This is a genomic window from Flavobacterium azooxidireducens, assembly GCF_023195775.1.
In the GTDB taxonomy this organism is placed as follows: Bacteria; Bacteroidota; Bacteroidia; order Flavobacteriales; family Flavobacteriaceae; genus Flavobacterium; species Flavobacterium azooxidireducens.
This window is the reverse complement of sequence record NZ_CP096205.1, coordinates 553817-573707: the sequence shown is the minus strand read 5'-3', so window position 1 is coordinate 573707 and position 19891 is coordinate 553817. Positions and strand designations below refer to the sequence as shown.

The window sequence follows — 19891 nt, the reverse complement described above, 5'->3', positions numbered from 1 at the left end:
CTCGCAGTGTTCAGTTGCAGTTTTTAGTCGCAGTTTTCCACAATCTTGTCATTCCGATTTCTATGATAAAACCAAATTTTTTTGATAAGGAATTTGGTTTTTAATTACTGCAAAAACCCTATGTATTATTTTGTTTCTAACTGCATTTATAACGCTCATTTTATTTTTACCTTCTTCTACTTTTCGAAGATAATAATTTCTTAAGTCATTATCATTCCTAATAGCACTCATCGCTCCTAGATGCAAGACACTTTTAACTGTTTTATCAGCAAGCCTTGACACTCCGGATCTTCGCTTTATTGATGTGCCTGACTGAAAATCAAAAGGAACAACTCCGCTATAACAGGCCATTTTCCTTGGATCTGTTATAGTTGTAAACCCTTCCGTTTTTGCCAAAATAATCCACGAGAGCACTTTACCTACACCAGGAACAGACTTCATCAATTGATAATTATTTTTTAAATCTGATTCACTAGAGATAACTTCTTCTATACTTTTTTCTATGTTTTTAATTTGAATATCAATACTCTTAACAAGTTGCAAATTTAATTTCAGCAATTCCTTGTCCATATTAATTCCTTTCATCAGTTTGTAGTCATCCTGCTGGCTCGTCAATTGTTTTCTCATTTTTATTCTTGCTGCTCTTTCTGTAAGCAGTACTTTAATTTTTCTGATTGTCAAGGATGAAGGTTTCCATGGTGTAATTTCTTGATGGTTCTTCTCGATAAAATTACAAATTCGAAGTGCATCAACCTTGTCATTTTTTCCTCTTGTAAGGCCCATACTCTTCTTTAAGTGTAAGGGTGATATGATATAAACTTTAAAGTTGTGAGATTCCAAGACCTGCAACAAATTCCAATTATATTTACCCGTATTTTCCATAGCTACAATAGGATAGCTAGTAGAATAAATTTTAAAAAAACGCTTAATACTCTGTACTTTGTTTTCAATAGTAAAATAGGAAACTTTTTCATCTTTGATACAAATGTCTAAAGTCTTCTTACTGATGTCAATGCCAATAATAATGTTTTTCATAACTTTGCTTTTAACGTTAAACAAGTGATTTGAGAAATTCATCATAAGCTCAACTCCTTAATAATGGGTCTGGTTCCCTAATTTCTATTTGAGTCTTTGATGAAAAGGGAAGCTAAAGTCTTAATCGAAATATGAGTAATTAACTCTGACGCAGGAATAGTGTACTTTTGCTTCCTTTCTCAATCATAAATTTATTGATTTTTTCTAAAAACAAATCTAAAGGACGCAGGAGGAATCTCATTATGTTAAGCTTTCAATTTTTCAATTTGAACTGAATATCTGCTTACTGAAAACTGCGACTGAAGACTTTTTTCAGAAGCTATTCCGGCTTTCCACTCCAAGTTTTTTTGAAAAACAAAAGTTTTGAAAACCTTTCCAAGAGCTTCCTCTGGTCGCTTTGTAAAGCCAACAAAACTAATTTGTTTTTTCAAAAAAAGCTTTCCGTTTCAATCCGGGCTAGGGGATTGGGTTTTGAAAGGACTTTTGATTTATATCCTGCAAGGTTTTTAGAATATTGTAGGTGTTTATTTCACTAAATCAATCCATTCCCATCCTGCTTTTTCAAATTTTTCTCTATCATCTTTTACATTTTCCTTCAAAACCGCAAAACATAATAAATGTGTCGGACGAGAAAAACCAACATACATCATTTTTAATGCTTCTTTTCCAAATGCGTCTTTTTCACCAGCATTTTTTCCATTATTCTTTTCTCCTACAATAAAATTATGTTCGTTATTTGTTAGAACATTTATTATTTGAGCCTTTTGGGACTCATAATTATTTTTAAAAGTTTCAATGTACATTGTGGCACAATGTGTTTGTCCTTTTACAGAATGAATAGTTGCTATATCTATACTAATTTCTTCTTCTTCTTTAATTATTTCTTTTACTGGTTTTACTTCCTTTTCAAAATTTAAAATAAATAATTGCGTAGATGGTTGTAAACTATCATTTAATCCAAACCATTCTTTGAATTCTGTGTTTATAAATTCTTTTATCGAATTAAAAACAGCTTCATAATTTTTCTTTGTAACTAGATCTAAACACCATTTAAATAATTTTTCTTTAAATACCTCGTAAGCCAAAGGGTGTTTTTCTTCCAATTGTAATCTTTGAATATGTTTTATCATTTCACTTTTAGAATATCTTCTTTCAACTTCTTTGCCTCTTACTATTGTAGGATACTTTTCATTTTCTAAAAGCAATATATGAATCAAAGCATTAAGAATAGATTTTCTAACAGATACAAGTGTTGTTTTATTCTCATCAAATAATTGTATGTGTTTACTCAAAGTAGAAAAATCTTCTTTTTTTGCTTTTGATTCTTTGGAATATTCAGGAAAAACATCTTGCAAACGAATATTCTTATTATCTTCTTTAATCTCGTCCCAAACTGCTGACCAACCAATTATTTTGAAACCGTCTTCTTTATTTTTTTTACAATTATGTAAATTATGTTCAATTATTAATTCTTTAAATTTACCTTTCAATAAATGTTTTGTTTCGTGGCTAAAAACTATTAAATGTGGTTTTATCCCTTCTTCTCCTTTACTTTCAACAATAAATTTTGGAATTCCATCATCATCTTTCTTAGAATCTAAAATAAATCTATTAACTAAGTTAGAGTTAAGTTTTGTTAAGCGATTTGAACCTTTAAGAAAAAGAGGTTTTCTTTCTTTCCAATCACATTCAACTTTTACTTTTTTAGAGGTAGAATTATATATCGCTTGATTTGGATCTCCTATCCTTTGAATAATTGTTTTAGAGTTTACATCGTGAAAGATATTTTCAATAATATCTATTTGATATTTTTCTAAATCTTGCATTTCGTCAACAAATACATATTTGAAACGATTTTGAAGAATGGATTTAATCAATGGGAAATTAATTCTATACCAATTCGCCAAATTAAATGAATCCTTGTAGTTTAAAATTCCATTTTCTAATAGTGATTCTTTCCATTTTTCTATCTCTAAGTAATAATTTACACTTTTTCCATTAATAGAGTAAACAGTTTTTTGATTATATAAAATTTTTCTTTCTATTATATCAAATTCAAAATACTTCAAAAAATCTTTAATGTTTTCACATCCCTCAGTAAACTCTATATTTTTTTTAGAAATATTTACAACTCCATAAAGTTTATTTATTAAGTTTTTTGTTCTGTCTTTTTCCATTTTAATGAAAAATAAAATTTTAACGCCTCTTTTTCAAATACTTCTTTATCATTTTTTGATATATAAGAACCGTATTTTTCAAAACAAGCTTGACTAGCTAAATATTTATTTACAAAACTTTGAATCGTTCCAACAAAATTGGGATATTCGAAAAGATGTGGGCAATTTTTCTTGAGTTTCTTTTCTATTTCATCTACTGCATTATTTGTATGAGCCAAAACTAAAATACCAGAGCCATCACTAAAAGGCATTTGTTTAGATAAACAATACAATTTTGCCATCAAAGCAGTAGTTTTTCCGCTACCTGGAACTGCTAATAAATCACAAGTATCAAGGTTTGTGATAAATTCAATTCTTTCGCGGTCAAAAATATTTCCTCCAATTAACAGTTTTGCAGCTTCTGTTATATGTTCAGGACTAATTTTCATAACTGCAAGCGTGTTTTATAGCATCAACTAAATATTTAATGTGTATGTCTTTTTCGTCAATTACTAAAGTTGTTGATTTTTCTATTTTTTCGGCTAAATCAGTTGCGATTTTCACTTTTTCTAAATTTGTAGTTTTTTCTTTTTTTAGCATAGGGATAAAATCATCAAATGAACTCTTGAAAATAGTTGGGTGAACATTTTTTAATGACTCTTTAAAAAGGGCTGACAAATTAGCAGAATTATAAAGACACCATTCCAAAGTCCATTGTTCTGCTAATTCTAATTTAATATTGGTTGATTTATAATCCTCTTTTTGTTTTTTTAAATTATCATATTTTGTTTTAGCTTTTCCTTCTAATTTATCAAAAGCTATAAAGCTCCCATCTTTTTCGGGTCTGTTGTCTAAATCTGTAACAATACTCACAGGGATTTTCATTTTTTCTTCTTTATCTTCCCGTAAAAATATTTTTGCAAAATGTAAATAGGCAATTGATGCAACATTTACAATGGAAACTTCTTTTTCAGTTAATTCATAACCTATCTTTCTTGCTATAGCAGGAATTAATATTTCTTCTGACCAACCCTCAACAATGATTACCCCTTTCGCAAAAAATAGATTTGATTTTGTAACATCTAAAAAACGTTCCAAATAAACATAGTCTTTTGAATCTAATTTAGTTTTACCTTCTCCCATTGGAAAAACTTTATTGTCTTTACAAATTATTAAGGATTTTAGAGAAACTTTTGAAGCAATGTTAGGGCTATGTGTTGTCAAAATATATTGAATGGTTTCTTCTCCTTCTTTTTCTTTCAATGCATCAATAATTTTCATTTGAGCTTGAGGATGAAGATGTGCTTCTAATTCTTCTATCATACACAATCTTAAACCATCCCAATTTTCTTTTTTCAAATGGAGCAATTCAGCCGACATATAAAGTCGATTCATTGTTCCTAATCCTAAATTCGTTTCTTTTTCAATACCTAATGAAATTTTTTCAAGAATATTTTTTATTTCTGCTTTTCCAAGTGAAAAAATAGATTCATATTTATTATCAATAAATTTCTTTAGAAACTCATCTATTTTATCTTTTATTTCTTCCTTATTACTTTTTGATAAATCATCCGTTGCTTTATCATCTTTAAACCAGTTTTCAATTTCTTCATTAATTTTTTTAAATTTTTCTACAAAAATGTGTTCTTCATTATTCTTGCCTTTTTTAAACAATTTATGTTCTTGAAGTATTTGTGATAACCGAGAATTCTTTTTTGAAGTTAAATCTGAATTTGCATCTCTTAAAGCTTTTAGATAAGTACATTTTAAATAATCTCTAGCTTCTGCATTAAGTGGATAGCCAATGTCGTCCATTCCTGCTTTAATATCAGTCGGTAAAACTTTTCCATCTTTGTCTTTACTTACATCATAAATCAAACGTAAAACAGGAATATCAATTCCATTTTCTTTTGCCCAACCAAGCCATTCGATAAAATTTTTGGCTTCATTATCTTTTAAATCTTTAAACTCAATTTCAATCCGTAAACGATTTTCATTAAAGTAAAAATCTTCGTTTTCTACTTTAATCCATTCGTAGGCGTGAGTTTTGAGAGCTAACTTAATAGCATCTAAAATGGCACTTTTGCCGGAATCGTTTTCACCTATTAATACATTCAAACCTTTCGTGAAAGGGACAATTAAATCAGGATTGTTTAAATCAAATGATTCATTTGATCCATACTTTCTAAAATTCCAAAGTTTAAGTTCTGATATGTACATTTGTTTTTTGATTTTCAATAATTTGCTAATTTAACATTTCAAAAAGTTATTTTCAATTTTACTTATTAACACTTTTCTGTAAAACTATAAACTAAAAATGCAAAAATTTTACGGAAATCCGTAATTTGAAGAAGTTTTTTTAAAAAATAAATCCTACAAGGTTCTAAAAACCTTGCAGGATAAAAAATGATAGCAAATTTTAAATTTTTTGCTTAATTAATTTCATTACTAATTTCTGTAAAGCTCCTGAAATTATTTAGAGTAAAGCAAACTCTTCCTCTAACGATACTCGGGTTAATTTTAATTCTTTTTGCAAAAGCAATGATGGCTTCATCGGTATTGTTTTGATCTAAGTTCTTTTTAAACTCGTTCCAATCTTCATCTTTAATTAAGCTATTTTCAGCAAAATGGTTGGCTTGCTTTTCTTCAAGAGAATTTCGGTATTCTTCTTTTTCGTTTTTTAAATCCAAATCAATAAACTCTGCTTGATTGTTGTTGATTAAGTGCTCGTAAATGTGTCCTAATTCGTGAAATAAAGTAAAGGCAAAATTATCCATTCGGTTGTGTCTTAACGTCATTCCAATCGCAGGATTTCCATTACTCCAAAACGAAACACCATCAACAGGCGTTTTTTCTCCTTTGGTTTGATAGACTAATTTAATTCCGTTTTCGTGTAATACGTTTTGAACGGTAGGTAATACATTTTTATTTTCGAAAAGTACATTTCTCAATTTTTCAATTAACAGTTCTTTGTTTTCATTATCAAATGGCATAACCTTTAATTGCGAAGCTTTGTATTGCACTAATTTTACCCAACCCATAATATTGACTACATCGGTTTTAAGCGTGTTTGATTTCTTAAATCGAGCATAATTATGTTGTACACTTAGGATGGCCAATTGGTCTAAATTATCAACATTGTAGATTTCTTTTACTTTGTTAATGTCTAATAAAGGGTTTCCGGTAATAATCTGTTCTTTCTTGAAAAAAGAAACAGGAATGAATTCTTTGGTAACATTCCAAATTTCTATTGCTTCAAGTTGTTCTTTATTTTTAGCTTCAATTCGAGCTTTGTCTAAGTCATAATTTTTTTGGGCTTCCATCCAAAAATCGGCATCGATACCTAATGCTTTTTCTAACAATAAGGCTAAATCTGCATTGATATTTCTTTTTCCTTTTATTATTTCGTTAAGTTGGCTGCGTTTTAAATCTATCAGTTTTGCAAAGTCAATTTGATTGTAACCGTTTGCTTCTATTTCGTCTGCAAGCATCAAACCGGGGTGTGTTGCATAAGCCGGAACAAGGTTTTTTATTGTCGTCATTTTGTTTGTTAGTTTTCGTAATGTTTGCTTAAATCTTCTATTTCTAATACATCAATTTCAAGACCATCTTCTCCAGAAGCAACTTCTTTAAAAAGAATACGGTATTGTTTGTTTACATAAACAGCACTTACACCATTTAGGTTACCAATTTTCTTTTCATAATGTAAACTTTTAAGTTGATACAATTGTTCAATACGAGTGACGGATTTTAACGTATTAATTGTTTTGACATACTGTTTTACTAATTGCGGATTAGATTTGTATTCTTTATAGGGTTTGGTGTTTCCGGTATAAAGATCAGATAAGTATTCTTTTTGAAATTTTATCTCCATAATTGTTTGGCAAAGATATATAAATTAAATTAAATGTTCACAAAAAAGTGAACAAAACGATAATATTGATTATTTCATCTTGCTAAATTAGATTTTTTCACAACCTAAATCAACTTTACTTATTAACACTTTTCTGTAAAACTATAAACTAAAAATGCAAAAATTTTACGGAAATCCGTAATTTGAGGAAGTTTTTAAAAATAAATTAAAAACCTTACAGCATAAAAAAACCGAAGCATATCTACTCCGGTTCTATCTTCACTGCGACTAAAAACTCCAAACTATCAACTCCCTACTTTTTCTTAGGAGGATATTGAGCTAAAATCTTAGCCACAAATTCATTCACGCGTTCGTCTTTTTTATCTACGTTTCTGGTGAGAACACCAACGCCTTCGCCTTGCCAAATTAATTCTTTTTTCTTGTTGTCAATTAAATCAATGAACAAGGTGCCTTCGGTATGTCTTGAAACGCTGGTATTGTTCATACCCATCATCCAAGGATTCCAACCCCATCCCCAACCATAACCCCATCCGGCGTTGAATTGGTTTACGTCAACTTGTTCACGTTCTTTCGTGAAAATATTCACCAACAAATCAGGCGATTCACTTTTGGTAAAACCTTTGGCAGCCATTTGTTCGTCAATAGCACGAAGGATTCTTTTCTTATCTAAATCGGAAATCTCGACTTTGTCAATTCCGCTTTTTTGAAATGCATACGTTTTATACTGATTAAAATCAGCATTTTTATCGTAATCAGAATATACTCTTACTGAACTGCACGAAGCAAGCGTAAAGAGTAGAAGTAGGGGTAAAAATTTGAGTGTTTTCATAGTACTTTTTTGTTTCAAGTTTCAAGTTTCAGGTTTCAAGTCTTGTAGGTTAACTTGAAACCTGAAACTTGAAACAATTTATAATAAATCATCATCTACTAAATTAGGGATGGTAACTTTCAATAAAGGTTGCGTCTCCATCGCTCTTTTAATTGCAAAAATAGCTCCTTCGTTGCGGGCCCAATTTCTTCGGGCGATTCCATTATTTACATCCCAAAACAACATCGATTTTAATCGTCTGTCGCTATCTTCTGTACCATCAAGAACCATACCAAAACCTCCGTTAATTACTTCGCCCCAGCCAACTCCGCCGCCGTTATGTATTGATACCCAAGTTGCTCCACGAAAACTGTCGCCAATCACGTTGTGAATCGCCATATCTGCTGTAAAACTCGAACCATCATAAATATTGGACGTTTCTCGATAAGGTGAATCGGTTCCGGAAACATCGTGGTGATCTCTTCCTAAAATGACATAACCAATTTCGTTTTCAGCAATGGCTTTGTTGAATGCTTCGGCGATTTTCATTCTGCCTTCTGCATCGGCATATAAAATTCGGGCTTGCGAACCCACGACTAATTTATTTTTCTGAGCTTCTTTAATCCACTTAATGTTATCCTGCATTTGCTGTTGGATTTCGATTGGAGCGGTTTTGGCCATTTCTTCTAAAACATCACACGCAATTTGATCGGTTTTAGCTAAATCTTCCGGTTTTCCGCTGGCACAAACCCATCGGAACGGACCAAATCCGTAATCAAAACACATTGGTCCCATAATGTCTTGCACATAACTTGGGTATTTAAAACGAATGCCGTCTTCTGCCATTACATCGGCACCGGCACGAGAAGCTTCCAATAAAAAGGCATTTCCGTAATCAAAGAAATACGTTCCTTTCGCTGTGTGTTTGTTGATAGCTGCAGCGTGACGAACCAATGTTTCTTTCACTTTCGTTTTAAAAAGTTCGGGATTATTTGCCATTAATTCATTCGATTCTTCAAACGAAATTCCAACCGGATAATAACCTCCCGCCCACGGATTATGCAACGAAGTCTGATCTGAACCTAAATCAATATGAATATTTTCTGAATCAAATCGCTCCCAAACATCTACTATATTTCCAAGATAAGCAATCGAAACCACTTCTTTTTCAGCTTGAGCTTTTTGAACACGAATCACTAAATCATCTACATTTTCAATCACTTCATTAATCCAACCTTGTGAGTGACGAATGTGTGTTATTTTCGGATTAACTTCGGCACAAATGGTGATGCAACCGGCAATATTTCCGGCTTTTGGTTGAGCACCACTCATTCCGCCCAAACCTGAAGTGACAAAGATCGATCCTTCCGGATTTTTTTTAATTTTTCTAAAACCGTTCAAAACCGTAATAGTTGTGCCGTGAACGATTCCTTGTGGACCAATGTACATATAACTTCCGGCCGTCATTTGACCATATTGCGAAACGCCTAATGCATTCATTTTTTCCCAATCATCCGGTTTGGAATAATTTGGAATTACCATTCCATTTGTTACGACAACTCTTGGAGCATCTTTGTGGGATGGAAATAAACCCATCGGATGACCCGAATACATCACTAACGTTTGTTCATCGGTCATTTCAGAAAGGTATTTCATCGTTAGTCGATATTGTGCCCAGTTTTGAAAAACAGCACCATTTCCGCCGTACGTAATCAACTCGTGCGGATGTTGAGCCACAGCATAATCCAAATTATTTTGAATCATCAACATTATGGCTTTTGCCTGTTCGCTTTTGCCGGGATATTCTGAAATTGGTCGTGCATACATTCGATAATCAGGACGAAGACGATACATGTAAATTCGTCCGTATTTTTCTAATTCTTCTTTGAATTCGGGTAGGAGAGTCGCGTGTTGATTTGGTTCAAAATAACGTAACGCATTGCGAAGAGCTAACTTTTTTTCTTCCTCCGAAAGAATTTCTTTTCGTTTTGGAGCGTGATTTATGTCAATTTCATATGGTTTTGGAGAAGGTAATTCGTTTGGAATTCCTTCTGTAATTTGCTCTTTGAATGATTTGGTTTGTATTGCTTGCATTAGATTGTTGGATTATTCGATTGTTAGATAGTTAGATTTTTTTGATTATTGGATTTGACTAATTACTATTCACTAATTACTTTTTTACCCTTCCGGTTTTTTTATCGAATCCATACGGACAATGTCGGCATCCGCTTTTGCAGCAATGCCCTCTTTTTAAATGATATTTTTCAGTAAAACACTTATAACCTTCGGGCGTGTAATAGAAATCTTCGCCCTCGATTAATTTATTTTCAGAATTTGGTGTATTCATAACTACAAAATTAGCAACTTTGCAACAAATGTTTGTATTAGTTTTTAAATATTTAACCCCAAAAGGTTTTCGAGGACTTACTTTGTATCCGTTTGTGTTTTTAAAATACAAATCGGACAAAGAAAATGTAGTTTTGTTAAACCACGAACGCATTCATATTAGGCAACAAATTGAGCTGTTAGTTATTCCTTTTTTGGTTTGGTATATAGTTGAATATTTAGTTCGGTTAATTCAATTTAAAGATAGAAATTTGGCATACCGTAATATTTCTTTTGAACGTGAAGCTTATCAAAACGAAAAAGACCTTCACTATTTAAAGCAAAGGTCTTTTTGGAGTTTTCTCAATTATCTTTAATAAATTACTTTTTCGATGGAAGTTGTTCCGTTTTGTAATTTTATTTTCAATAATAAATTAGAATTGTTTTTCTGCAAATTAGTTAAAACCAATTGATTTGCATTGACATTGTTGTATTCAGCTAATTTTTGCCCCAATACATTATAAACCAAAATGGATTCCATTAATTCGATGGTTGAATGTACGGTGACATTTTCATTAGAAGTTACTCTGACAATATTTTCAAAAGAAAAATCAGGATTACCTAATGTTTCATTTTGATAAATAACTTCAAAACGATTGTTGTATGTTCCTTGTTCCGATGTAAATGAATATGGATTTTCTTTGATGTCGTGAATGGAATTCAATAAGTTATCTTTTAAATAAATGGCTTGATTTTCAAATAAACCATCAATGGCCGCTAAAGCAATCGTGTGTTGACCACTATTAGGAATATGAACGCCAATCGGAACGATATCATTCACATCAAAAGGCAAACTTCTTCCTTGAATGGTTAGTTTTTCTTCATTCAACAACGAATAAATAATCATATTTCCGGCAACAGCTGTATTTGCATCAAAGAAACTATCTCTTCCCATGCTTGCATTTTCTATGTAGCCAACTAAAGTTCGGTCGTTTAGTCCATCAGAATTAATGATGTCAAACCACATTCTATGTCTTTCTAAATCGGTTAAACTGGTTTCTGTTTCAATGTCGTTGGAGTATCGATAGAATAAGCTGTTGTCGTACCCTGAATTTCTTAAACCATTATTAAACGTCACAACATCTGAAGCGGGAGGACCATCAATCATTTGAACAAAGAAACCTTGACCGGCACCAATGAATAAATCTGAACCGGCAGCGGGACAACAAGATGCACCTGTAAAGTTGTAAATAAAATAATCATTAGGCGTGTAATTATAAGCATAGGTATCATAAAAAGGACTTGTTATGGCGGCTGGTAACGTTCCGTGTGTCCACAATCGCACATTTCCTTCAATTTTGGTGTTGTTATTAAACAAAAATTGACTTGCTCTAATCGCAGAAGGATAGGGATTTCCAATTAAATTGTAATTATCACTTAGGTTCGTTATTTCTGTTCCATTAATTCCATAATGAGTAGCCGTGTTTGTGTCGCTACCTCTTGTAATTGGGGTTGTGATTGGTCCGTTATTTGGAACTCCAATGAAGCTTCCATTGAGGGTTGTTGGCGTATTTCCAAAACTATTTGGGCCACGCATGATATAACCCACGGCGGGTTGCATTGTGCTTCCGGCTGCTCCAACCCAATAGCCTTGACCACCGTTTGGATTTGCAAGTGTTGTATTCCAAGTGAATATTGGACCCGGAGCAATTGGAGCGGGGATATTACTTACATTGAATCCGGCAACAGGAGAAGACCAATAGACATAATCTAATCTTCGGATGTCGGTGTCTCTTCGGTAAATGATATTTCCGATGTTAGTTGTATTATTAATTTGAACCAAACTTGAGTTGTCATGAATATCGAAAGTTCCGTTAGCTTGCACATTTACCCAATCCGTTACAGTTATGCTATTGTTTGAATTAACGGTTAATGTGGCATCGTCTAAAATACGTAGAGTTCCTGCTAAACCATTGTAATTTGTTCCTGAAATTATTGGGTCATTTGGTGTAATCGGAATTAAAACACAGTCAGAACTATTTGGTATTCCTATAGGAGTCCAGTTGTTGTTTTTGTTCCAATCTGAATCAATTGAACCATTCCAAGTTTTATCTCCGATAACGGTTACAATTGTTTCGTCGGTTTCTGTAATTGTAGTTCCGCTACATAGCGTATAAGTAACACGGGCCGTATAGGTGGTGGTTACGGTGGGACAAACTTCGATAACATCTGTAGTTCCTAACATTGGGCCGCTTGTGCCTGAACCTTCAAACCATTGCAATGAAGTGATTGATGGTCCAGAAGGAACAAATCGCCAAGCTTCATTTGTAGTTGTCCAGTTTGGACTTAAGCCATTTCTACCGGGTGCAACAACTGCTTGTGTAGCAGTTGAATTTTGAATACCTACAATTGCATTTCCGTAATTCCAAGCATCACTATAAAAAAAATCGTACGAATCTAAATTTTTTTCTTCAATATAAACTTCTATAATGTTTGTGTCTTCATAAAGAACTATCATACCAGTATAAAAAATGCTGTTGTCATTGTACATTGGCACATTACTCCATCCAGCAACTAAAGCTCTACAACCAGTGTTTAATGTAATTAATTCCCAGCCAACTTCTCCACCAATACTTGGGTCGATATCATGATAAACTCCGTAAATAGTATTTGCAAATAAAGCCCCAGCAGTACTAGGTAAATTGTCATTAAATTCATATCCCGAAGCACCACCCGCCGCCGCCGTATTAAAGCTAATCATACCATTGGAGCCCATAATACATGAATTGTATGTGTTTCCATAAAAACAGAAATTAAATGGTAGATTAATAACAGGTGACCAGATATCATCCACATTAACACTTACCGGATTTTGTAAACAATTAAATTGATAGGGTATGTTATAATCAATCGATTCAACTGTATAAGAAGTTGTATTCCCTAGTTGCAAATAGGTTGCTTCTAATTCAACACAAGTGGAAACCGAGTTACAATCCATTGGAATAGGATCTGCACCATCTAATCCTAAACCGCCTGAAAGTACTGATGGACATCCTAAAGTTGTTGTGCCTGTTCCACCGCCGGGTGAACACGGGGTTGTGCAACTTCTGGAAATGGTGAATGTGCCTGTTATTGTGCTGGTCGAGGAGTAATGAGCAATGTAGACATAATAGGTTGTTCCGTTTACTGTGGGAAATGTAGTGGTTTCTGTATCGTAACTCAAGGCATCGTCATTACAGGAAAGATTTGTAAATGAGCCACAACTGCCACTGACAATTGCCATTTTATGGTCAAAATCTGCATATGAACTTATAGTTGTATTTGCCCCATCGCCAACAAATGAGTACCAAACCCCATAGTTGGACATGGTGCAACCAGAAACATTGGCAATATTTGTAGTGCCAACAGTTGTTCCTGAAAGATTGGATGTGCCACATGGAAGTGATGTTGCATTAGAACATAAGTCATTTACCGGACCTGGAGGAGCTACTCCTAATAAAGTTACAGTTATTGTGCCATGGGTTTGATTTGTTGCAGTATCACAGTTAAATCTGTTTAATTGCATACGATAATCTCCGGTAGCGGGCGGTGTAAAATCAAGAGATGCAGAAATACCAGTACATCCAGTACCGTCATCATCATTATATGCTAGTGAGGCTGAGCCTGCAGCATTAAAAATAGTTAGTTGTGTGTCAAATCCTGAACCACAATTTGATACTCTATATATATTTCCGGCAACCATGTTGGTAACTAGAAAGTTCCTTCTTCCCGCATTATTTTGAGGTGGTGAACATGTAATGCTACTGCCAACAATTGTTGGTGCAGCGGTTGTGCAATGAATATTGGCGGTATAGGCAGCACACTGAGCATAACTATCAATTGTGTTATAAAAAAATAGAATAATTATTCCAATTAAACGACAAATAAGTAAAGGAAAAAAAACTCCCCAATTTTCTTTTCTCATGGTGTGGATGAAATTTGTTTTGACTAAAATAATAATTTTAAATCAAATTGTAACAAATTGACAAACATTTGTTAATAAATTGTTATAATGTTCATTTTAATCGTTAAAATGAAAAAATAACATCAGTGTTTACTTATAAAAAAAACGACCTCTTTGGGGAAGTCGTTTTTAATGCTGAAATTTGAATTTTTATTAGAATACCTTTTTTGTAATTGTAAGATTTTCGGTTGAAGTTATCGTTACCATTAGAACTTGGTCTGCCATATCTTGGGTATCAATCGATAATGTGTTGCTGTTGATATCAATAACGGTTTTAATCAATCTGCCTTGAATATCAAACACTTTCACTTGATCCATCGTTAAGTTTCCGGTAGAAATTTGAATGGATTTTGTTTTGTCTTTGTATACAACTACTTGATTTTCTGTAACATCAGGAATTCCGAGTGTTTCGTTCTGATAAATAATTTTAAAACGATTTTGATGCGTTCCGGCTTCCGTTGAAAATGCATACGGAGCCAATTTCAAATCATGAATTACATTTAATATTTCATCTTTTACATAAACAGATTGATTTTCAAAAAGCCCATCAACAGACAAAATAGCAAGATGATGTATTCCTGAGTTTGAAGTTCTAAAAGTTATTGGAACTTCATCTGAAACAGAAAATGGTAACGAACGACCTTGAATGGCAAAAGTCTCATCGTTAATGTTTGAATAAATTCCTAAAGAACCGGAAGCTTTTTCATGAGCATCAAAAAACGAATCTTTTTCATTAGAAGCTCCTTCCACATAACCAATTAAAGTCGTTGTGGATTGATTATTTGCATTGACGATATCCAGCCAAATTCGATGTCTTTCTAAATTTGAAATTGAATTTTCATTCGATGAATTTTCAGCATTTCTAAAGAAATTATTATTAGGGAAAGCATTACTTCTTTGTGAATTAGTAAAGTTTACTTGTGCCGATGCATTTCCGGGACCATCCACCATTTGAACAAAAAAGGCTTGTCCTGTTTTAATAAAATCGGAAGCAGTTGGAATGGTTGTTCCTGTGAAATTGATGAATAGATAATCGGATGATGAATAGTTATATCCGAAACTACCGTAAAACGGATTTGTTCCACCAAAGGTTATATCTGTTCCATGTGTCCAAAGTCGTGCACTTCCTAAGACAACACTGCTGTTATCTGATAAAAATTGTAATGCATTAATTGTTGACGGATATGGATTTCCTAATAAGTTCCAATTATCATCTAAATTTGAAATTTGAGAGCCGTTTAAACCTGCATAAGGTGTACCGGTATACATTCCTCTTTCAACAGTATAATTAATTGAGCCATTGTTTGGTACGCCGGTAAAGGTACTTGAAATTGTAGTTGGGGGCATGGCAGAATTAGATGAACCTCGAACGATATAACCTCGACCAACTTCCATCGTGTTTCCGTTTGCATTTACCCACGTTCCTTGACTGATATTTCCTAAATTCCCGTTTCCATTTATTTGAATTGGATTCCATTTGTATTTTGGACCTTGTGGCGGACTTGTGTAAATTGAATTCAATAATTGATTTGCAACCGGCGATGACCAATAAACATAATCTAATCCGTCAATATTGGTAGCATTTCTTAGGTAAGTGATGTTGCCATTATTCGCAACATTATCAATTTGAATTAAACTTGAATTGTTTTCCAGTAGAAAGTTTCCACCGGTATTTACATTTACCGAATTTGTAACGGTTATATTGTTGTTTGATTCAATCGTTAAATTTCCACCGGATTTAATGGTTAGTGAATAAGCAAAAGCATTATAATTGGTTCCGGAAATAATTGGATTGTTCGCAGAAGGTGGAATAATAACACAGTTGTCATCTGTTGGAATGCCCGACGGAAGCCAATTGTTAGCATTTTCCCATTGTGAATTGTTTCCCTGCCAAACTTTAGATTTATTAGTGATTGTAATTGTTTCCGAAATTGTACAGCCATTTCCAAGCGTAGCACTTACTTCAAAAGGATAGTTTTCAACTTGTAATTGAGTTAAATTTGGTTTGATGTAAATTGTTGAAATTGTTTGGTTGGTGTAAGGAATTGTGCACGCTAAATCAGTAAATGCATCTACGGGTTCTGAGGCATTCCACGAAAAGGTTGTGTTTAATAATTTTGTTCCAAAGAGTCTTATATTATCAATTGCCCAACCGTCATCCCAAAAACCGGTATATTGAAATCGTATTTGAAGATTTGGAATGTTGATGTAAGCCGTTAAATCTATCGAATCATCAATAAATCGTGAGGCTGTGCCTAAATCAGAATTATAAACTCTCAAATCTGTCCAATTAGCACCTCCATTTGTAGAAATCTGAACTCTACCATTATCGCCATTAAAATAGGAGTAGTAATGCTTAAATGAAAGTGTTAAATCAACAAAGCCAGTAGAATTTACTGGAACATTGGTTGTTAATCGAGTAACCAAGTTATTGTTTGTATAATCGGATGTAGTAAAAGCAAAACTATTGTCAATATTTCCTGAACTAATGGCTGGTCGCCAAACAGAAGTTGTTGTGGGTTGATACGTACTTGTTTTAACGCTCCAAGGGCTATCTACTCCACCATTTGTGTTTGTTGGGGTTGTTACAGAAAATTGACCTAAGCCATTTTCGAAATCTTCATATATTATTTCTTCTACAATAAAATCTCCTGAAGCATTTATGGTTATTACTTCATCATCTCCGCAAGCTGTGGGTGATGCAGGAGTAAAATTGATGATAGTTATAGGTAAAATTGTAGCAATAACTCTTGTTCTTTCCAATGATTCACAACTTCCATTAAAAGCAGTTACGTAAAATATAGTTGTATTGGCTAAAGCGGATGTTGTATAACTTCCTGTTGGAGTTACAGCAATTGGAGTTCCGCCAGTATCAGTAGCATACCATCTGTATTCTGTTGTATTTCCTAAACCAACAGCTTCAATTGTTACCGGATTATTTGCACCACAAACCGACCCGTTTGTAACAGTATCAATTTTAGCGGCACAATCTGAAACTACTTTGATAGTATAATCTTCAGTTTCGCCACTAGGTAAAGAATTACAGGAAGTTATAGTTGAACCTGAAGGATATCCTAAAGTTCTTATTCTAAATCTGTAATTGCCAGGACTTGCTGAAATAGGAATTACAAATCCAAAAGAAGTGTCTCCGGTTGCAATATTTCCGGTAGAATAAATTTCTTCACCTGCATCAAGAAAATCTCCATCTCCATTCCAATCAACATAACCTCTGATGAATTGTGTTCCAACTAGATTTATGTCGATATTGATTCCGCCTCCTGCCACTTGAGTAGCGATAATAGTAGATGAATAATTTCCATAACCTCCTGCAGAGTATCCGGTAGGAGCATTGGAAACATCATTTAAATTTCCTTCGGAAGTGATACCTGAAATATAAAAGGCAGAAGATGTTGAACTGGGTGTGCAGTATATAACAGTTACAGTTAAAATAGCATTAGTCGATGCCAAAGATGTTCCACAACCATTTGTAGCATAAACTCGATACACAAATCCATTTAATGCTCCGGTGGGATTTGTAATTGTTAAATTTGCAGTATTTGCATTTGAATAAATTCCGCCATTTGTAATTGATGTAAAATTTGTTCCACCATCTGTACTTACTTCCCATAAAAAACTAGTAGGAAAACCTGCAAAAGAAGAAGTCAAAGTTGTGCTTCCATTACTAGCAACAGTCGTGTTGATTGGGTTTGTAATTATGGTCGGAGGATTAAAACACGGAATTACTTCTAAAACTTCTAAGGTATAATCTTCATACGCACCTCTGTTTCCATCAAAGCAAGGAGTTAGATTTTCATTGTTGTTTCCGTTTCCTCTTCTGGCAATTCCAACTCGCAAACGATGGTTTCCAACAGTTGCCGTTAATGGAATATTAATAACTCCATTTATCGTATTTGATGTTACAATTCCAGAGAAAACTTCTTCACCCGGATCTGTTAAATCTAGGTCGTTATTCCAATCAACCCAAATTTTAACGTTGTATGTGTTGTTTCCGGTGTTTGTAGTTACGCTAATTGGCATTGAAGCACCTTGATAAGCACTGCCAATTAAATTTGAATAATCATTGTAAACTAAATTATTGTTTGATGTATTGTTTACTGTGCTATAGGTAACATTGGTAATACCATTATTGTGCACTCCATTTGAAGCCGTAGGAGTACAGTAAGGAGCACAAGTTCGTGATATTGTGAAATTCCCTGTAGAAGAACTTCCGTTGTTTTGGTGAGCTATATAAACAAAATAGGTAGTTCCGTTTGTGGTTTGAAAAGTATAGCTTTCAGTGCCATTGTTTCCACTATCATTTCTACAAGCAATGTTGATTTTAGAAGTGCAAGTCCCTCTTGAAATAGACATTTCGTGGTCATAACCTCCAGAAGATGTTGAGGTGATAGTTGTGTATTGTCCATCGCCAACAAAAGTGTACCAAACACCATAATTGCTCATCGAGCATCCTGTTCCGTGAGTAGTATTTGAAGAGCCTTGCGTAAATCCAGGCATGTTTGTTGTTCCACAAGGTAAGGATAGTGCGGCGGCACAAGTTGCATTAGGGTTAGAGTATGAAATTCTTACTTGACCTCTACCGCCACCGCCACCATTTTGATCTGTATTATTTGAAGTTCTTCCTCCGGCACCACCGGCACCAAATCCTCCAACTGTTCCAGCTCCATTGGTATTTCGTCCATTTGCACCGGCATAGCCGTTTGTTGGAGCATTTCCACCATTAATTCCGTTGGCGTTGTTGGAAGCTGTAGTTCCTCCACTTGATCCACCACCACCGCTGTAGTTATTGCCAGCATTTCCGCCATTTCCGCCATAAGTGCTAGCTATTGTTCCGCCGATATTTCCTGTGTTAAAAGCTGTAGCACCAGTTCCCCAACTATTATTAGAGGTAACTGGATTTCCTGCTCCTCTTCCTCCGATAGCTAAGATAGTTGTGTTGTTTATAAACCAAGTGGGAAGCCCATTTCCGCCTGAGTTCCCAGTTCCTCCATTTCCAACATTAAATGAATACGTGTCTCCTGCAACTACATTATAAGTCGTTCTAACATATCCTCCTCCAGAACCACCGCCTCCAGCAGAAGTGTTGCCGTTTGCTCGTTGACCACCGCCACCGCCACCCCAACATTCAACAGTTATTGTGGTAACGCCCGGCGGGCATGTCCAAGAACCATTTCCTGTGTTGTTAAATGTTTCAACTACTTGAGAATAGCCACAAAAAAGTCCAAAAAGAAAAAAAAAGAATATGAATTTTAAAGAGGTTTTAAAATTTATATCATTTGTATTGCACAATAAATTGTAATTTTTTTTCATAATCTATACGGTTTAGATTTTAAAAAGTATTTTGTTGAATTGGAAGCCTCTCAAATCTGGAAAAGATTAGAAAAGCAGCGTTTTCATCAAATTATTATGAATTGGGGAAGCATACTAGTTTTAATGAAATTATTTTTGAAAATGGAATACAATTTCAAAAATCGAACAGGTTAAATCGAAATTTAACCTACTATTAATTTTGGGAAGTGTTTAAGGAAATGGTTTTGTAAATTTAATTGATAATGAGTTGTTTACAATAAAAAATCGTTGAATGATTAGTAATAGTCGATAAAATGAAACAATTCAGTTAGATTTGATAATCTGAAACAAAAAAACCGTCTGATTTTTATCAGACGGTTAAA

Annotated in this window: 12 protein-coding genes; 1 reads left to right on the top strand and 11 read right to left on the bottom strand. The window is 33.7% G+C overall.

Annotation, left to right across the window (positions count from 1 at the left end; genetic code table 11):
* Positions 1 to 60: 60 nt before the first annotated feature.
* The 9 genes from M0M57_RS02585 to M0M57_RS02545 all read right to left on the bottom strand — a co-directional run bounded on the left by M0M57_RS02585 (position 61) and on the right by M0M57_RS02545 (position 10220).
* On the bottom strand, positions 61 to 1035 hold the full coding sequence (locus tag M0M57_RS02585; RefSeq protein WP_248435101.1) for an IS110 family RNA-guided transposase: 975 nt from the start codon (positions 1033 to 1035) through the stop codon (positions 61 to 63).
* Between the two features lie 524 nt (positions 1036 to 1559).
* A complete protein-coding gene (locus M0M57_RS02580; RefSeq protein ID WP_248435099.1) occupies positions 1560 to 3212 on the bottom strand; it encodes a UvrD-helicase domain-containing protein in 1653 nt (550 codons plus the stop codon).
* Entirely contained in the window at positions 3185 to 3640 is a 456-nt protein-coding gene (locus M0M57_RS02575) for a UvrD-helicase domain-containing protein (RefSeq protein ID WP_248435097.1), read from the bottom strand. The genes M0M57_RS02580 and M0M57_RS02575 overlap by 28 nt, the downstream gene beginning before the upstream one ends.
* Positions 3630 to 5411, bottom strand: a complete 1782-nt coding sequence (locus M0M57_RS02570) for an ATP-dependent nuclease (protein ID WP_248435095.1) — start codon at positions 5409 to 5411, stop codon at positions 3630 to 3632. Before M0M57_RS02570 ends, M0M57_RS02575 begins: the two co-directional genes overlap by 11 nt.
* 212 nt (positions 5412 to 5623) lie before the next feature.
* Positions 5624 to 6733: a HigA family addiction module antitoxin gene (locus M0M57_RS02565; RefSeq protein WP_248435093.1), complete on the bottom strand. Its 1110-nt coding sequence runs from the start codon at positions 6731 to 6733 to the stop codon at positions 5624 to 5626.
* Between the two features lie 8 nt (positions 6734 to 6741).
* A complete protein-coding gene (locus M0M57_RS02560; protein ID WP_248435091.1) occupies positions 6742 to 7065 on the bottom strand; it encodes a type II toxin-antitoxin system RelE/ParE family toxin in 324 nt (107 codons plus the stop codon).
* 292 nt (positions 7066 to 7357) lie between these two features.
* A complete protein-coding gene (locus M0M57_RS02555; protein ID WP_248435089.1) occupies positions 7358 to 7894 on the bottom strand; it encodes a DUF4136 domain-containing protein in 537 nt (178 codons plus the stop codon).
* A 78-nt stretch (positions 7895 to 7972) separates the two neighbouring features.
* Positions 7973 to 9967, bottom strand: coding sequence for a urocanate hydratase (locus tag M0M57_RS02550; RefSeq protein ID WP_248435087.1), 1995 nt, complete (start codon positions 9965 to 9967; stop codon positions 7973 to 7975).
* A 76-nt stretch (positions 9968 to 10043) separates the two neighbouring features.
* Positions 10044 to 10220, bottom strand: a complete 177-nt coding sequence (locus tag M0M57_RS02545) for a DUF5522 domain-containing protein (RefSeq protein ID WP_248435085.1) — start codon at positions 10218 to 10220, stop codon at positions 10044 to 10046.
* Between the two features lie 28 nt (positions 10221 to 10248).
* On the opposite strand from M0M57_RS02545, the gene M0M57_RS02540 reads away from it, so the two are divergent.
* Complete coding sequence (locus M0M57_RS02540) at positions 10249 to 10575, top strand: hypothetical protein (protein WP_248435083.1); 327 nt, start codon at positions 10249 to 10251, stop codon at positions 10573 to 10575.
* On the opposite strand, the gene M0M57_RS02535 is transcribed toward M0M57_RS02540, so the two are convergent.
* Entirely contained in the window at positions 10572 to 14162 is a 3591-nt protein-coding gene (locus M0M57_RS02535) for a hypothetical protein (protein WP_248435081.1), read from the bottom strand. The two genes, M0M57_RS02540 and M0M57_RS02535, sit on opposite strands and share 4 nt — an antisense overlap.
* Positions 14163 to 14354: 192 nt before the next feature.
* Positions 14355 to 19529, bottom strand: coding sequence for a GEVED domain-containing protein (locus M0M57_RS02530; RefSeq protein WP_248435079.1), 5175 nt, complete (start codon positions 19527 to 19529; stop codon positions 14355 to 14357).
* Positions 19530 to 19891: the final 362 nt, after the last annotated feature.

Coding starts and splice junctions, on each gene's coding strand:
- M0M57_RS02585 (WP_248435101.1), bottom strand. CDS start 1,035: ATGAAAAACATTATTATTGGCATTGACATCAGTAAGAAGACTTTAGAC.
- M0M57_RS02580 (WP_248435099.1), bottom strand. CDS start 3,212: ATGGAAAAAGACAGAACAAAAAACTTAATAAATAAACTTTATGGAGTT.
- M0M57_RS02575 (WP_248435097.1), bottom strand. CDS start 3,640: ATGAAAATTAGTCCTGAACATATAACAGAAGCTGCAAAACTGTTAATT.
- M0M57_RS02570 (WP_248435095.1), bottom strand. CDS start 5,411: ATGTACATATCAGAACTTAAACTTTGGAATTTTAGAAAGTATGGATCA.
- M0M57_RS02565 (WP_248435093.1), bottom strand. CDS start 6,733: ATGACGACAATAAAAAACCTTGTTCCGGCTTATGCAACACACCCCGGT.
- M0M57_RS02560 (WP_248435091.1), bottom strand. CDS start 7,065: ATGGAGATAAAATTTCAAAAAGAATACTTATCTGATCTTTATACCGGA.
- M0M57_RS02555 (WP_248435089.1), bottom strand. CDS start 7,894: ATGAAAACACTCAAATTTTTACCCCTACTTCTACTCTTTACGCTTGCT.
- M0M57_RS02550 (WP_248435087.1), bottom strand. CDS start 9,967: ATGCAAGCAATACAAACCAAATCATTCAAAGAGCAAATTACAGAAGGA.
- M0M57_RS02545 (WP_248435085.1), bottom strand. CDS start 10,220: ATGAATACACCAAATTCTGAAAATAAATTAATCGAGGGCGAAGATTTC.
- M0M57_RS02540 (WP_248435083.1), top strand. CDS start 10,249: ATGTTTGTATTAGTTTTTAAATATTTAACCCCAAAAGGTTTTCGAGGA.
- M0M57_RS02535 (WP_248435081.1), bottom strand. CDS start 14,162: ATGAGAAAAGAAAATTGGGGAGTTTTTTTTCCTTTACTTATTTGTCGT.
- M0M57_RS02530 (WP_248435079.1), bottom strand. CDS start 19,529: ATGAAAAAAAATTACAATTTATTGTGCAATACAAATGATATAAATTTT.